The organism is Rhizobium sp. 1399, from assembly GCF_031455475.1.
GTDB lineage: Bacteria > Pseudomonadota > Alphaproteobacteria > Rhizobiales > Rhizobiaceae > Rhizobium.
In genome coordinates this window covers 927,324-942,351 of the sequence record NZ_JAVDSU010000001.1, presented here as the reverse complement: position 1 = coordinate 942,351, position 15,028 = coordinate 927,324, and the positions used below count along the sequence as shown (strand labels likewise).

Annotated in this window: 17 protein-coding genes; 5 read left to right on the top strand and 12 right to left on the bottom strand. The window is 61.1% G+C overall.

The features are described 5' to 3' along the window. The first annotated feature begins 1 nt into the window (after window position 1). A complete protein-coding gene (locus tag J2X71_RS04880) occupies window positions 2-592 on the top strand; it encodes an NAD(P)H-dependent oxidoreductase (protein WP_310379628.1) in 591 nt (196 codons plus the stop codon). Here J2X71_RS04880 and J2X71_RS04875 read toward each other — a convergent pair whose 3' ends face one another. Further along, on the bottom strand, window positions 593-1,090 hold the full coding sequence (locus J2X71_RS04875; RefSeq protein ID WP_007813326.1) for a MarR family winged helix-turn-helix transcriptional regulator: 498 nt from the start codon (window positions 1,088-1,090) through the stop codon (window positions 593-595). It lies immediately after the preceding gene. 81 nt (window positions 1,091-1,171) lie between these two features. On the opposite strand from J2X71_RS04875, the gene J2X71_RS04870 reads away from it, so the two are divergent. Then, window positions 1,172-2,095 carry an EamA family transporter gene (locus J2X71_RS04870; protein ID WP_310379624.1) on the top strand — a complete coding sequence of 308 codons (924 nt, stop codon included), beginning with the start codon at window positions 1,172-1,174 and terminating at the stop codon, window positions 2,093-2,095. Here the strand turns inward: J2X71_RS04870 and J2X71_RS04865 are convergent. Further along, a complete protein-coding gene (locus tag J2X71_RS04865) occupies window positions 2,043-3,296 on the bottom strand; it encodes an aminopeptidase (RefSeq protein ID WP_310379622.1) in 1,254 nt (417 codons plus the stop codon). The genes J2X71_RS04870 and J2X71_RS04865 overlap by 53 nt on opposite strands. 128 nt (window positions 3,297-3,424) lie before the next feature. Beyond that, window positions 3,425-4,108, bottom strand: coding sequence for a glutathione S-transferase family protein (locus J2X71_RS04860; protein WP_310379620.1), 684 nt, complete (start codon window positions 4,106-4,108; stop codon window positions 3,425-3,427). 101 nt (window positions 4,109-4,209) lie between these two features. Here J2X71_RS04860 and J2X71_RS04855 point away from each other — a divergent pair, with 101 nt between their 5' ends. Continuing rightward, window positions 4,210-4,653, top strand: a complete 444-nt coding sequence (locus tag J2X71_RS04855) for a helix-turn-helix domain-containing protein (protein ID WP_310379619.1) — start codon at window positions 4,210-4,212, stop codon at window positions 4,651-4,653. Here J2X71_RS04855 and ybaK read toward each other — a convergent pair whose 3' ends face one another. The 8 genes from ybaK to J2X71_RS04815 form a co-directional block, all read right to left on the bottom strand. Then, on the bottom strand, window positions 4,654-5,127 hold the full coding sequence (ybaK, locus tag J2X71_RS04850) for a Cys-tRNA(Pro) deacylase (protein WP_310379617.1): 474 nt from the start codon (window positions 5,125-5,127) through the stop codon (window positions 4,654-4,656). Between the two features lie 3 nt (window positions 5,128-5,130). Next, window positions 5,131-5,481: an ArsC family reductase gene (locus tag J2X71_RS04845; RefSeq protein ID WP_310379615.1), complete on the bottom strand. Its 351-nt coding sequence runs from the start codon at window positions 5,479-5,481 to the stop codon at window positions 5,131-5,133. A gap of 70 nt (window positions 5,482-5,551) precedes the next feature. Next, window positions 5,552-6,331, bottom strand: a complete 780-nt coding sequence (phnX, locus tag J2X71_RS04840) for a phosphonoacetaldehyde hydrolase (RefSeq protein WP_310379613.1) — start codon at window positions 6,329-6,331, stop codon at window positions 5,552-5,554. Next, a complete protein-coding gene (locus J2X71_RS04835) occupies window positions 6,328-7,458 on the bottom strand; it encodes a TIGR03364 family FAD-dependent oxidoreductase (RefSeq protein WP_310379610.1) in 1,131 nt (376 codons plus the stop codon). The genes phnX and J2X71_RS04835 overlap by 4 nt, the downstream gene beginning before the upstream one ends. A 104-nt stretch (window positions 7,459-7,562) precedes the next feature. Next, window positions 7,563-8,624, bottom strand: coding sequence for a succinylglutamate desuccinylase/aspartoacylase family protein (locus J2X71_RS04830; RefSeq protein ID WP_310379608.1), 1,062 nt, complete (start codon window positions 8,622-8,624; stop codon window positions 7,563-7,565). A gap of 70 nt (window positions 8,625-8,694) precedes the next feature. Continuing rightward, window positions 8,695-9,165 (bottom strand): 2'-5' RNA ligase family protein, encoded by a 471-nt coding sequence (locus J2X71_RS04825; RefSeq protein WP_310379606.1) that lies wholly within the window; start codon window positions 9,163-9,165, stop codon window positions 8,695-8,697. 313 nt (window positions 9,166-9,478) lie between these two features. Further along, entirely contained in the window at window positions 9,479-10,198 is a 720-nt protein-coding gene (locus J2X71_RS04820; RefSeq protein ID WP_310379604.1) for a ParA family protein, read from the bottom strand. 335 nt (window positions 10,199-10,533) lie between these two features. Continuing rightward, entirely contained in the window at window positions 10,534-11,430 is an 897-nt protein-coding gene (locus J2X71_RS04815; protein WP_310379602.1) for a LysR family transcriptional regulator, read from the bottom strand. Window positions 11,431-11,716: 286 nt separating this feature from the next. Between J2X71_RS04815 and J2X71_RS04810 the strand changes: the two genes are divergently transcribed. Continuing rightward, window positions 11,717-12,451: an SDR family oxidoreductase gene (locus tag J2X71_RS04810; RefSeq protein ID WP_310379600.1), complete on the top strand. Its 735-nt coding sequence runs from the start codon at window positions 11,717-11,719 to the stop codon at window positions 12,449-12,451. Between the two features lie 173 nt (window positions 12,452-12,624). Beyond that, window positions 12,625-13,227, top strand: coding sequence for an NAD(P)-binding domain-containing protein (locus J2X71_RS04805; protein ID WP_310379598.1), 603 nt, complete (start codon window positions 12,625-12,627; stop codon window positions 13,225-13,227). Between the two features lie 226 nt (window positions 13,228-13,453). Here the strand turns inward: J2X71_RS04805 and guaA are convergent, their stop codons facing one another. Further along, window positions 13,454-15,016 (bottom strand): glutamine-hydrolyzing GMP synthase, encoded by a 1,563-nt coding sequence (guaA, locus tag J2X71_RS04800; RefSeq protein WP_310379596.1) that lies wholly within the window; start codon window positions 15,014-15,016, stop codon window positions 13,454-13,456. Window positions 15,017-15,028: the final 12 nt, after the last annotated feature.

Below are 15,028 nucleotides of genomic sequence, written 5' to 3'. Positions count from 1 at the left end.
AATGCATATTCTGCTGGTTCTCGCCCATCCCCTGCCGGAAAGCTTCGCCGCTTCTGTGGCGCGGACCGCCCGCGAGGCACTCGAAGCCTCGGGCCATACTGTCGATCTTCTGGATCTCTATGCAGAGGATTTTGACCCGCGGCTGTCCAAGGCAGAGCGGGGCGGCTATTTCGATGTGCCTTACGATACGTCCGCCGTCGCCGGTATCGTTGCACGGCTGAAAGCGGCTGACGGTCTCATCCTGGTTTTTCCGCAGTGGTGGTTCAACTTCCCGGCCATATTGAAGGGTTTCATCGATCGCGTCTTTGCGCCGGGCGTCGCCTTCACCCATGATGCTGCCGGCGGCCGTATCGTGCCGCGGCTCACCAATATCAAGCTGCTCTACGCGCTGACGACAACTGGTTCGCCCTGGTGGCTGGTGCATGTCTACATGGGCAATCCCGTCCGTCGTCTGCTGAAGCGCGGCATCGCCAATTTCTGCGCCAAGCGGTTGAAGTTCCGGATGCTGAGCCTGCACGACATGGACCGCGCGACGGATGCCAGGCGCAAGGCGTATCTGGAGCGCGTCTGCAAGGCGCTCGCCGCCGTCTGATTATTCGAAATCCGACAGGAATTTTTTGAGCAGCCGGTCGAGCTCGGCTTTGTCATCGGCCGTCAGGTTGCGCGTCAGCCGTTGCTGGTTTGCGACATGCGCGCCGACCGCTTCTTCCACCGTTGCCAGACCCTTCTCGGTCAGCGCAATCAGCACGCTGCGCCGGTCTTCGGGGTTAAACAGGCGCTCCACGAAGCCGGCCTTCTCCAGCTGATCGATCCGGTTCGTCATCGTGCCGGAACTCACCATCGTCATGCCGAGCAGCTCTCCGGGCGACAGCCGGTAGGGCGCGCCGGAGCGGCGAAGCGTGGCCAGCACATCGAAAGCGGAGGAGGAGAGGCCGTGCTTGAGCAGAACCGCTTCTACTTCGCGGCCGATATGCGTCGTCAGCCGCTTCAGCCGGCCGAAGATCCCCATGGGTTCGACATCCAGCTCCGGCCGCTCGCGCCGCCACTGAGCCAGGATCCTGTCGACGTGATCTGATTTCTCCTTGTCCATGCTGCATCGATATCAGCAGGTATCTTGACGTCAAGATAAAACACGCTATCCTGATTTTATCTTGAAGTAGAGATTCTTGAAATGAAGACAAATACCCGATACGTCGCCGATGTGCTGATGACTGCGATTGCGCCCGCCATCTGGGGCAGCACCTATTTCGTCACCACATCCTTCCTTCCGCAGGGCTACCCGCTGACGGTCGCGATGCTACGGGCGCTGCCGGCAGGGCTGCTTCTGCTGCTGATTGTCCGGAAATTGCCGACCGGCATCTGGTGGGGCCGCGCCTTCATTCTCGGCGCACTGAACTTTTCGTTCTTCTGGGCGATGCTCTTCGTTTCGGCCTATCGCCTGCCGGGCGGCGTGGCCGCAACGGTCGGCGCCGTGCAGCCGCTGATCGTCATTGCGCTCTCGCGTCTCTTTCTCGGCAAGCCGATCCGCTTCATTGCCGTTATTGCCGGCCTGATCGGAATGGTAGGTGTGGCACTTCTGGTGCTGACACCGAAGGCAGCGCTTGATCCCGTTGGTGTTACCGCAGGTCTCGCCGGTGCGGTCTCCATGGCCTTCGGCACGGTGCTGAGCCGGCATTGGCAGCCGCCAGTTTCCAGCCTCACCTTTACGTCCTGGCAATTGACCGCAGGTGGCATTCTGCTCGTGCCCGTGGCCTTTTTCCTGGAACCAGCGCTTCCTGTGCCGACGACAGCCAATATCCTCGGCATTGCCTATCTTGGCCTCATCGGTGCTGCCTTCACCTATCTGCTGTGGTTCCGCGGCCTCTCGCGCATAGAGCCATCGGCCGCAGCGTCGCTCGGCTTCCTGAGCCCCGTTGTCGCCACCCTGCTCGGTTGGCTGGCACTCGGCCAGAGCCTTACACCAACCCAGCTTTCAGGCTTTGCCATGGTGCTGGTCAGCGTCTGGCTCAGCCAGCGCAGCCTGATGCCGAAGGCGGGCGTTGTTACGCCCACTCGCCCTGTCGCATTACCGGCACCCGCGAGCCATCAGGCTTGATGCCGTCAATATCGACCTTGTCGGAGCCGATCATCCAGTCGATGTGGATCAGGCTCGAATTGCCACCCTGCGCCTTGATCTGCTCCTGGCTCAGCGAAGCGCCGTCGAGGAAGCACTTCGAATAGCACTGGCCGAGTGCGATATGGCAGGAGGCATTCTCGTCGAACAGTGTGTTGTAGAAGAGGATGCCGCTTGCCGAGATCGGCGAGGAATGCGGCACCAGCGCAACTTCACCGAGCCGGCGCGCGCCTTCATCCGTATCGAGTACCTTGTTCAACACTTCCTCGCCGCGCGAGGCCTTGGCCTCGATGATACGGCCGCTTTCGAAGCGGACCCGGATATTGTCGATCAGCGTGCCCTGATGTGAGAGCGGTTTGGTGCTGGACACGTGGCCTTCCACGCGCAGTGCATGCGGCGTGGTGAAGACTTCCTCGGTCGGGATATTCGGATTGCAGGTAATGCCGTTCTTCGCCGTCGAGGCGCCGCCATGCCATTCATGGCCGTCTGCGAGGCCGACGGTCAGATCCGTGCCTGGCCCGGTGAAATGCAGCGAGGCGAAACGCTCTCCGTTCAGCCAGGACGAGCGCTTGCGCAGATTGGCATTGTGCTCGGACCAGGCGGCAATCGGATCAGGCACGTCGACGCGCGACGCCGCAAAGATCGCCTTGGCGAGTTTGGCAACGGCGATCGCTTCCGGATCGTCGGGGAAGACGACTTTCGCCCAGGAGGGGTTGGGGTAGGAGACGATGTTCCAGTTGATGTCGAAGTTGGAGATCTTCTCCAGCGCCGGCTTATAGGCCGTGGAATTGGCGCGATTCGCGCGGCCGACCTTGCTGGGATCCTGCTCCGAGAGCAACATCGGATTGTCGCCAGCAATGGCGAGGCGGGCGGCACCCTTTTCGTAGGCTTTCGCCATGCCGTCATAAAGCCAGCCGGAAGCCCGATCGAAGCTTTCGTCGCTGCCATACTGGTAACGGGCAAGCGTCGTCTCCTCGTCGGAATAGAAGGTCGAAACCAAGCCAGCACCCGAGAGATAGGCGTGTTTGGTGATCAATCGCACCAGCGGCAGCGCCACGACGGGTGCGGTAATGACGAGATCCTGCCCTTGCTGAAGCTGCAGGCCCACCTTGATGGCGACTTCCGCAAGTTTCTCGAGTTTGCCGGGATCGACGGAGCTGTGGCTCTGGGGCATAAACGTCATGGGTCAACCTGCCTTCTGATATCTGCGACGGGAGGTGAAAGACTTAGACCCCTTTACGGCGAAAATGAAGCGCGCCGAATCCGATTTGAAAGCGGCCGGATGCATGTCCGGCCGCTTGTGCGTGCGCGTCAAGCAGCGGCGGGCAGCCTGAGCAGGATCGAGTCATGCTTCTCGAGGAATTCCATCAGGCGCTGCGGATAGTCTTCGCCAACGGCGCCCCGGACGCTTGCCCGCTCGGACAGCGCCTTGCGCCAGCGCTTGACCCGCTCGAGCCCGTCAAAGATGGGGCTGTCGCCGAGCGTATCGAACAGATCGAAGTACCGAAAGATCGGCCCAAAGACCGCGTCGACGAGGCCGAAGTTAGCCCCGGCGAAATAGGGTCCGTCCGCCAGCGCGCCCTCGAGCGTCGCGAATTTGGCGACAAGCGCCTTGTGCTTGGCCTCCAGTTGCGCAGCATCCTGCGCCGTCTCATAGCCCCAGAGATCGGAAAGTACGGAAGAGCCGAATTCCATCCATCCGCGATGGCGGGCGCGGGTCAGCGCGTCGGTGGGATGCAGGGCAGCACCCGCCTGCGTTTCCTCCAGATATTCGCAGATGACGCTGCTTTCGAACAACACCTCTTCGCGGCCATCGTCCTCTTGTATCCGGAGCAGTGGCACCTTGCCGAGGGGTGAGATTTTCAGGAACCAATCCGGCTTGTCGGCAAGATCGATGTTGATGCGCTCGAATGGCACGCCCTTTTCGAGGAGCGTGATCGCGGCGCGCTGCACGTAGGGGCAGAGGTGATGACTGATGAGGGTGAGCCTGCTCATGAAAGTCTCCTGGTGGTTTGCAAAGGATCGGTCGGTTAATATGCATGTAAATGCATCTAATATCGCTTGCGATGAGATTCAAGATAGATGTAATTGCATTTATGTCTGCGAATATGAAGAAGCCGAGCGAAGCCGTCGTCTCAGCCTGGACGCGCCTCATGCGCGCCCGCGAGCGGCTGCTTGGCGTGATCGAAGCCGATCTTAAGGCGGCCGGCATGCCGCCGCTTGCCTGGTACGATGTGCTTTGGGAATTGGCACGCTCGCAATCAGGAAAGCTGCGCCCCTATGAGATCGAGGAGCGGACATTGTTGGCGCAGTATAATCTTTCCCGCCTGATCGACCGGCTGGAAAGAGAGGGCCTAGTCGGTCGCGAGGTCTTCGCACAGGATGGGCGCGGCCGCTGGGTGGTGATCACTGATGCCGGCCGGCAGCTTCGGGAGCGCATGTGGACCGTCTATGGCAAAGCGATCGAAACTCATATCGGCTGCAAGCTTGCCGAAGGCGAGGCGAAGACGATTGCCGTCTTGCTGGACCGCTTCCTCTGATCAGGCGATCAGCGGTGCGGCGGCGGCCTTCAGTGCCGTCAACGCCTCCGTCGGATCGAGCCGTACCTGCAGCCCGCGTTGCCCGCCATTGATATAGACGAGCGGTTCGGCAAGGGCGGCTTCCTCGATCGCCGTTGGTACGATCTTCTTCTGCCCGAAAGGGCTGATGCCGCCGACATGATATCCCGTCAGCCGCTCGGCGTCGGCCGGCTTCATCATATTGGCCGATTTGCCATGGAAGGCACTGGCGAGCTTCTTCATGCTGACCTCGCGGTCGGAGGGCACGACCACACAGACCGGCTTTCCGTCCACCTCAGCCATCAGCGTCTTCAACACGCGGTGCGGCTCCTCGCCCAGCGCTTCGGCCGCCTGCAGCCCGACGCGCTCGGCGTTTGGATCATAGTCATAGGCATGAACCGTAAAGGTGACGCCAGCCTGCGTGAGAAACTGGGTGGCGCGGGTGGTCTTGGACATGGCTCAGCCCTCGAATGTCCGCGCGTAAATCTCTGGCTTGAAGCCGATCAGCAGTTTGTCGCCGGTTTCCAGTACCGGCCGCTTGATCATTGATGGTTGGTCGAGCATCAGGGCGATCGCTTTTTCACGGTCGAGATTTTCGCGCGCGGCGTCCGGCAGCTTGCGGAAGGTCGTGCCGGCGCGGTTCAGCACCGTTTCCCAGCCTGCATCGTCGATCCATCGTTCCAGGTGCGCCCGGTCGATGCCGACGGCCTTGTAATCGTGAAAGTCGTAGGCGACGCCGCGTTCGTCCAGCCAGCTACGGGCCTTCTTCATCGTGTCGCAGTTCTTGATACCGTAGATGGTGATGGCCATGCCGGTTCGATCTCCCTGTTTTCCAAGGGAGATATCACGCTGGATAAGCGCTGCAAACGCCGTCTGGCCTTTATCCCTCGAGCTCTTCGATGAGTGCTGGCAGGTCGGCCACGGTCTCGATGACGTAGTCGGCGCCGGCAGCAATCAGCTTCTCGCCGATCCGCTTGTGCAACTCGGCTCGCGCCTCCGGCGAAAGTGCATCCACCTCTTCAGGCGTCAGACCCGCCTCGTTGCCGGAGAGCGTCACGCCAACGGTAACGCAGCCTGCCGCGGCACCCTCGGCAATGCCGGGTTCAGTATCATCGACCTTCAGGACCGCAGAGGCCGGATAGACCATCAGGTCGAGGAAGCATTTATACATGCCGATCGGCGTCGGTCGGCCAAGCGGCAGATCGTCGGCACAGATCAGATTGTCGGGTGCATAACCCTGTTCAGCGGCAAGCGGCAGCACGCGCTCCATGATCGAGCGCGTATAGCCTGTCGTCGAGCCGATCTTCATCTGCCGCTCGCGCAGGTATTCGATCGTCTTGATCGCGCCAGGCACCAGCGCGCAGTAATCGGTCACGACAGCTTCGTTGAGCGGCACGAAGAGTTCGTAAACGCGGTCGATGGCCGCCTCGTCCGGAAGCGCGCCTTGCACCGCCTGCCAGCGGGCGGCGATATGCGGTTCGGCCAGCATCGCGGCGATATGCGCACGCTTCGGAAGCCCCATCGGCTTGCGTGCGTCGGCGATCGTCACCTCGACGCCGAACTTGCCGAAGGTATCCACAAAGGCGCCCATCGGTGCGAAGGAGCCGAAATCGATGACTGTGCCGGCCCAGTCGAAGACCACTGCCTTGAATTGCGTCATGCTGCGCTCCCGTAAAGATCCTCGATGGTTTCCTCGCCGATGCCGAAGGCGGTCGAGGCACCGCAGCCTGCCGTCACCACGACGATACGCAGCGCATCGGAAGGCTTGTCGGTGAACCGCCAACGGTCCGGGGCGGAGGCATAGGTGCCGATCCAGCGTTCGGTAATGAAGCGACCCGGCAGATTGAGCACGGCATCCATCTCGTCGAGGGTCAGCCGGTCGATGCGCTCCAGCCCAAAGGGATCGGGCGTTTCGGAGTAATGGTGGCTGTCTCCGACGATCAGCGATCCGTCTTCCGATTGCGTAACAATCAGGTGGATGCCGTTTTCCCGCTCCGGCTTGAACTCCCGGTCAAGCCGCGCCTTCAGGGCAGTCGCTTCAGGCAACTCGGCATAACCGAGATAACGCCCGAGCCCGAGATCGGACATGACGGCGGTGCTAAGCGAGACCCGTTGCGCCGGCACGACACGCATCATCTGCAGCTTGCAGCGTGTGACGTTATATGCAGCGATCCGATCCGCAAACAGGCTCTTGAAATCGTCGCCGGGGCAAACAACCACCGTCTCCGCCTCGATCAGGCCGGTTGACGTCTCGATCCGCGGCGGCTCGACGGCGCTCACTGCTGTCGAGCGGCGGAACTCGATGCCATATTTGATTTCGAGATAGCGGGCGAGCAGTGGAACGGCCGTGCGGGATTCGACCCGCAGTTCATGGGGGCTATAGAGTGTGAAGCGCCCCGCTTCCGGTCGCAGTGCCGGCACAAGCCGCCGTGCCTCCTCGATCGTCAGTCTTTCGCAGCCTTCGCCCATCTCTGTGCGCAGGAAGGCGTCGATCACGGCTTCGGATTCGTCGAGCCTTGCGGCAAGGAGCAGCCCGCGCTGCAGGACGTCGACGCCTGCGTCATCGACAATATCGGCCCAGATATCGCGTGCCCGGCGTGCCTTGTCCCAGCAGTCGCCGGCCTGCTGGCCGGTCACCGTCACAAAGCCGAAATTGCGCACCGAGGCGCCATTTGCCTGTGCGTCGCGGTCAACAACGACGACCCGTTTGCCGCGCTTTGCCGCCGCCAGCGCATGCGCCAGCCCGACAATTCCCGCGCCGACGATCGCAATGTCGTAATGCGGCATGAAAGCTCCTTCGCAACATGTCTGCAACGGCTTGGCGGATTTTCTTGAAGCCTGTGTGACAGTTGCCCGGAGCCTTACATCCGCGTGTGGAAAAGAACGCTGGTTCAGTCTTCCAGCGTGCCGGCCTTTCGCGTTGCCTTGCTCGGCTTGTCGGCGGCAATCTTCATCAGGTCACCGCGCCGGCGCACCAGCCGGTCGGAAGTGCGGGTAAGAAATAGCCCGTCCTGCGGCGCCCGGATGTCGATATCGCCCTCGGCAAAACCGGGCCGGGTGACGATCGTCGCCAGAAGCTCTCCTTCCGAGACACGCTCGCCGATATTGCGGTGGAAGAGCACGGTACCGCCCTGCGGCGCACGCACGATCTCGACATTGTCGAGCGGCACGGCTGGTCCGGAGAAGGTCTTGTCTCCGGCTGCCCCGCCGTTGACAACACCGCGCCCGATCAGGAACTGCAGCAGGCCTTCGGCATCTTTCTCGGCCATATCGGGATAGACTTCGCGGCGACCGCGCAGTTCCACCGTCACCGAAAGCTTGCCCGGAAGCTTGGCCTTGCGCTCGCCCGGCACCTCATATTTCCAGGCAAAACCGACGGCTTCCTCGAAGGCGGAGCTTTCGCCATCCGAAAGCAGCACCGCTTCCATGTCGAGCGCATTGGCAAGGTCCGCTGCTTCCGGCCAGAAGGCTTCGTCGATATAGGCATATTGCAGCGATTCATCATCGCAATGCAGATCGAGCACCAGATCGGCTCCGAGCGCCATATGAATCAGCTCTCGCTTCAATCGATCCGTAGCCGGATAATAATCAAGACCGTCAAGCAACTCCTCCCGGTCGCGAACCGAGATCAGCGGGAAGTCCCGATTGAAATTGGTCCGCGATCCCAAATCGAACCGGCCCTGCAGCTCGCCGAAATGCGATTGCGCCGCCCCGATCGGATTTGCCTGCGGCACGAGCGTGATATCGCCGGCGATCCGTCCTTCGTTTTCGGCTTGCCTGAGTTGAAGGCAGAGAAAATGCGCAAGCGCGGTTCCCGGCAGTTCATTGGAATGCAATGCGGCCTGGATATAGACCTTGGGCGCCGCCGGATCGCTTCCCTTGAAACGCATGACGGGCAACCGCCATTCGATGCCGGGCGTATCGCCCGGGATGATGATCTCTGAAAGGTCCACTGTCTTGCTCCGCATGTACATATTGAGTGGGGAGTTTTATGCGAATCCCCACCCGCGGTGCAAGCGCAGCTCAGCCGAGCAGAGGCCAGCGGTTGATGACGTGATGCTCGCTCTTCCCGTAGATGCTGTGGATCAACAGGAACTCCTGGACTGTCCAGCGTACGGGTCGGTCAAGCTTTTCAGGCAGAACAGTCTTGCGATCATAGAGCATTGTCATGTGCGGCGTCAGATGTCCGCCGACATTATAGGGTAGTCCAGCCTCGTAGAGACCTTCTTGAATTTGGTTGCGAAGATCCAGCAGGCCTTCGTTTTCTTGCCTGCCGCAGATGACGAAGGCTTGCGGCTGGCCGGGGTGCTTGAAGCTCATGGCTTCGTCGAGCACAATTTCGAACGGCTGGGCACGCACTGCCGCGGCAACTTGTTCAGCGCCGAACACGATATCATCCGGGAGCCGACGGTAGGCGCCGATGCCGTTCAGCGTGACATGAAGCACTGCGTTCGGCCGCGAGGGTCCGGTCAGAGCATGTCTATTGCGATACACTTGCGCGATGTCCAGCGCCTCGGATGCAGCTTCGATGGTTGGGCGAAGCGCGAAGAAAATCCTGTCGTGAAATTCCCCGCCAAGATTGGATTTCTTCTGGGGGCCTGCGCTATTCGGATCGAGTGGAAAATGAGGCATTTGAACTACGGACTACATCGCCCGCCTCCTTGTTTCGACAAGGAGGAGCATACCAAGATTGGCATTTCAGTCAAGAACAAAACATGAACAAAGAGCTTTGTGAGGATATTCAAAACAGAAACGGCTACCTTTGCGGCAGCCGTTTGCTGGCGTCAATCAAGCGCTGAGGAATGCCTTACGCGGCGTTCTTAAGGACCTCAGCCGCCTTTTTGGAAGACTTGGCGCGGGCTGCTTTCGGCGGTGCGAGACGAAGAACATCGTCTGCCAACAAGCGGGCATTGTCTTGCGCCTTGTCGAGATTGCTGACACGGGCAGGATCCATGGTATAGAGGCTGCCGCCTGAAACGAACATGTCGCGATAGGCGGCGCGCTCGATCAGCGCCGTGTCGATGACATTGACATGCTGCTTTGCGAGCAGACCCTTGACCGCCAGCAATGCACGCGTGGTGATGATCGAACTGATGCGCGTCAGCACGACCGAATGCGGGATGCGGATATCATGCTGGGCAGCAAGCTGCTTCATGATCTCAAGCACCTGCGCGCCGCCGACGGCGTCCATGGCGCAGCCCTGCACCGGAACCATTACATGATCGGAAAAGCCGATGGCCTTCGCCATCAGCGGGCTCAGACCGGCTGGCAAGTCGATAACGATATAACCGCCGCGCTTCTTGAGGTCCTTGATCTGCTGTTCGATCGTATCTTCGCTGACACCGGAGATGACGGCGAATTCGGCTGCGTCACCGGTCAGACGGTGCCAGCGGCTGGCCCACTGCTGGGGATCGGCATCCAGAACGGAAACGCGATGGCCACGGCGAGCCAGTTCTGTGGCAAGAACGAGAGCGACCGTCGTCTTGCCGGCCCCTCCTTTCGTATTGGCAAATGTAATGATTGGCATCGATTACCTCGGGTTGATGAGTTGGCGGCAGTCATCCCTCGGAGAGACGCGTCTCGGGCTTTAAGGAACCGCGACTTTCGCAGTGATGAGATGAAAAGGTCAAACAGCAACCTTGCGTGGCGCTGTTTAGCCATGCCGTCTGAGGTTGATTTTTTTGGGTGCAATCATTGAGGGGCGGGCAATAGGTCAGCCGCGCCTCCAGCCTGCCAAAAAGACCGTCAGCGATGGTGAAATCCGTCGCCGTCGGCAGTGTGCCCTCGCGTCGGTTGCGATACGGCGTAACATTCGCGGATTGAACGACGCCGCTTCAAGCGTCGCCGGCGACCCGCCGCGCGTCAGTCGCGCGATAGGGACAGCCCGGCGAGAAGCGAAGCGTACGCGGCAAGCCTGCGGGATACGAACTCCGTGAAGAGCCGCACGCGCTTCGTCTTGCGTGTCTCCCCCTGTGTGAGAAGGAAGAGCGTTCCGTACATGTGCAGGTCGGTACCCGGCACCCTCACCAGTAGCGGGTCGGCATCTCCGACGAAGCACGGCAGTGTCGTGATCCCGAGCCCCTGCCGTACAGCAACGATCTGCGCCTCGCCGTCCGTGGTCCTGAACGGAACCTCCGTGGTGCGAACCTCACCCTCGCTGGCCCAATCCGGAATTCCATGAATGCTTATAACGATCCACCGGATGGGATCAGGCGCGCCTGCACGCCACGCGGCTAGCAGATCGCGGGACATATAGATACCGCCGAATATATCCGGTCCCTTCAGGCCATGGAGATTGAGCGGCAGAGTTTTGCGGTCGTAGACGACGCGGATCGCGACGTCGGCTTCTCGGTTGGTCAGATTTACCAGCTCGCCGGACGATAAGATTTCCATCTCGATGTCCGGATACAGACGCGCGAAATCGGAGAAGTCCGGCATGAGCAGGTGTGTCGCGAGGGGCGGTGCCAGTGTCACGCGCAGAAGCCCACGCACGCTCTGGTCGCGGCCAAAGACGCGCGTCTCCAACTGGTGCGACGACGCCTCCATCTGGTCAGCGAGCTCGAGGACCTCCTCCCCTGCAGCCGTCAGGCGGTAGCCCGAAGGCAGCTTTTCGAACATCTGGGCTCCGAGCCGTTCCTCCAGTTGGGCGACGCGCCGCAGCACGGTCGAGTGGTTCACCCCGAGGCGCTCGGCGGCGGCCCGCACCGAGCCTCCGCGCGCGACGGCAAGAAAGTAGCGAACGTCATCCCAGTCGATCATGGTGCAATCCAGCACCGCTGGGGTGCGCCTTCCAAAGCCCGTGTCCAATACGTCGAACAGCATCTCGTATGTGAGTAGCACGGGCGGTCATCATAGCCCATGCAAGCGGGGCGCAATTCCGAACGGCGGACACCGATATGCGGGCTGGCGTCAGTCATCCAGCCGGATCGATTTCGCACCACCGATATGCGCGCTTCCGCACTCAACCCCCGACGACCGCAGACCCATTTCGAGGGTCTCGGGGGTCTCCCCGAAGGACCAAATACGGAGTCTGAAAGGAAAAGTCATGGGAAAGCTTGAGGGTAAGGTTGCAGTCATCACGGGTGGATCGAGCGGCATGGCGCTGGCGAGCGCCAAGCGGTTCGTTGAAGAAGGCGCCTATGTTTTCATCACGGGCCGGAGACAGGAGTCGCTGGACGAGGCCGTCAAGCTGATCGGCCGGAACATGACCGGCGTGCGCGGCGACGCGTCCAATCTCGACGACCTCGACCGTCTGTTCGACACGGTCAAGCGGGAAAAGGGCAGGATCGACGTCCTATACGCGAGCGCCGGCATGGGCGAAGCCGTCCCACTGGGCGAGATTACCGAGCAGCATTTCGATGCGGCCTTCGGCCTGAATACGCGCGGCACGCTGTTTACGGTTCAGAAGGCCTTGCCGCTGTTCAACGATGGCGGATCGATCTTCATGACCGGGTCAGTTGCTTCGGTGAAAGGTTTTCCTGGTTACGGCGTGTATTCGGCGAGCAAAGCGGCGTTGCGCTCATTCGCACGCACTTGGCTCAACGAACTGAAGGGCAGGAATATCCGGGTGAACGTGCTGAGCCCCGGGCCGATCGCCACACCGATGCAGGACCAAGTTCTCACAGAGGAGGCGAAGCAGATGTTCGAATCTCTGATCCCGCGGGGAAAGATGGGTCGTCCTGAGGAAATTGCGGCGGTCGCGCTGTTTCTTGCTTCAGACGATTCAAGCTTCGTGAATGGGGTGGAGTTGTCTGTCGACGGCGGCTTCTCGGCCATCTGAAATCGCGCCGGATCGCGGGAATTGTGGAACGACTTCGGCGCTGAACGGCCGGGCCGGCCGCACGAAGTCGTTCACCGCGGGACGCCTACGCGAAGGTCGCCATGCAGCCAAACGGATAACCCAGTGCCGTTGAGGGCCGGGGAATCGATGTCAACACAGATCGGAGAAACATTATGAGCTATGCGATTGTAGGATTCGGTAAGATAGGCCAGGCCCTCGCCCGGGCCTTCGCCCGTAAAAACATCGAGGTGGCAGTCGCGAGCCGCCGGACGCCTGAGGCGTTGGCGCCGCAGGCTCGGGCGATTGGACCCACGGTCGTCGCCAAGTCGCTGCGGGATGCACTCGAGGCCGACACGATCATCTTGGCGGTCCCGTTTGGGGAACATCGCGAGGTTGCGAAGATCCTGCCGAGCTGGAAAGGCAAGACGGTCATCGACGCGATGAACGCCTTGGTTCCCCTTGAGGAGCTGGACGGTCTCCTGTCCTCCGCCTTCGCTGCGAAGGCGTTCACCGGCGCCAAGTTCGTGAAAGGTTTCAATCACCTGATTGCGGCCACCCTGGCTGCCGATCCGATCGTCCAGGGCGGCGGTCATCGGGTGGTCTTTCTGTCGAGCGACGACGAGGACGCGATCGCTCCCGTGGCGGCCTTGGCCAAACAACTCGGGTTCGCACCCGTCAAGCTGGGAAAGCTCAAAGAGGGTGGCGCGCTGGTGCACGCACGCGGCCGCACCTGGGGCCAGCTCATCTTCCAGGATTTGTTCAAGAAGGAGCAGTAGTCGATCTACGACCGTGTGATCGACGCCGACGACTGGTCGCGCGCTAACTTCTTCGAGCGGCGCGTGGCCAAATATTTGAGGGCCAAAAACTCGCGAGGTTGGGCCGGGCCTGACGGCGTATGACCGCCGCTCGAAGAGCGAGGAGACGCCCGACAGAGCTGCAGATCTCGGGGTCGCCTAGAATCTATCGACTGCGCTATCCGATACTACTCCACGGTACTTTCCGTCACTCCCACTCGATCGTGCCGGGCGGCTTGCTCGTCACATCATAAACGACACGGTTGATACCGCGCACTTCATTGATGATGCGGGTCGCGGCGCGGCCGAGGAATTCCATGTCGTAGTGATAGAAATCCGCGGTCATGCCGTCGACCGAGGTGACGGCGCGCAGCGCACAGACGAATTCGTAGGTGCGGCCGTCGCCCATGACGCCGACGGTCTGGACGGGCAGCAGCACGGCAAAGGCCTGCCAGATCGCGTCGTAGAGGCCAGCCTTGCGGATCTCGTCGAGATAGATCGCATCGGCTTCGCGCAGGATCTCGAGCTTTTCACGCGTGATGCCGCCCGGGCAGCGGATGGCAAGGCCCGGCCCCGGGAAGGGATGGCGACCGATGAAGCTGTCTGGCAGGCCGAGTTCCTTGCCGAGCGCGCGCACTTCATCCTTGAAGAGTTCGCGCAGCGGCTCGACGAGCTGCATCTTCATGCGCTCCGGCAGACCGCCGACATTGTGGTGCGACTTGATGGTGACCGAGGGGCCGCCGGTGAAGGAAACGGACTCGATCACATCGGGATAGAGTGTGCCCTGGCCGAGGAAATCAGCGCCGCCGAGCTTCTTTGCCTCGTCCTCGAATGTCTCGATGAACAGGCGTCCGATGATCTTGCGCTTGGTTTCCGGGTCGGAAACGCCTTCGAGCTCGCCGATGAAGCGGTCGGAGGCATCGACGTGGATCAGGTGCAGGTTGTAGTGCTCGCGGAACATTGCGACCACGCCTGCGGCCTCGTCCTTACGCATCAGGCCATGGTCGACGAGTATGCAGGTTAGCTGGTCACCAACAGCCTCGTGAATGAGCAGAGCCGCGACTGAGGAGTCGACGCCGCCCGAAAGGGCGCAGATGACGCGCTTGTCACCGACTTGGCGGCGAATGTCCTCGACCGCCTTCTGACGGTACGCCGACATGGTCCAATCGCCCTTGATACCGGCGATGTTGTGGATGAAGTTCGCGATCAGCTTGGCGCCATCGGGCGTATGCACGACCTCAGGATGGAACTGCACGCCGTAATATTTGCGCTTCTCGTCGGCGATGAAGGCGTAAGGCGCGTTGGAGGATGTCGCCACGACTTTGAAACCGTCGGGCAGCTTCGTCACGCGGTCGCCATGGCTCATCCAGACCTGATGGCGCGAACCCTTGGACCAGAGGTCTTCGAAGAGGACGCAGTCCTCGTCGACTTCCAGGAAGGCGCGGCCGAATTCGCGGTGATGACCGCTTTCCACCAAGCCGCCCAGCTGCATGCACATCGTCTGCTGGCCGTAGCAGATGCCGAACACCGGAAGGCCGCTGTCGAAGATGATCTGCGGTGCCCTCGGCGATTCTTCATCGACCGTCGAAGCCGGGCTGCCGGACAGGATCACGGCTTTCGGCTGGAGGCGCTTGAAGCCTTCTTCGGCGGACTGGAAGGGAACGATCTCGCAATAGACGCCGGCTTCACGCACGCGTCGTGCGATGAGCTGGGTCACCTGGCTGCCGAAATCGACGATGAGAACGCTGTCGGGATGTGCTGTCTGGGTCATGGCGAGCCTTTA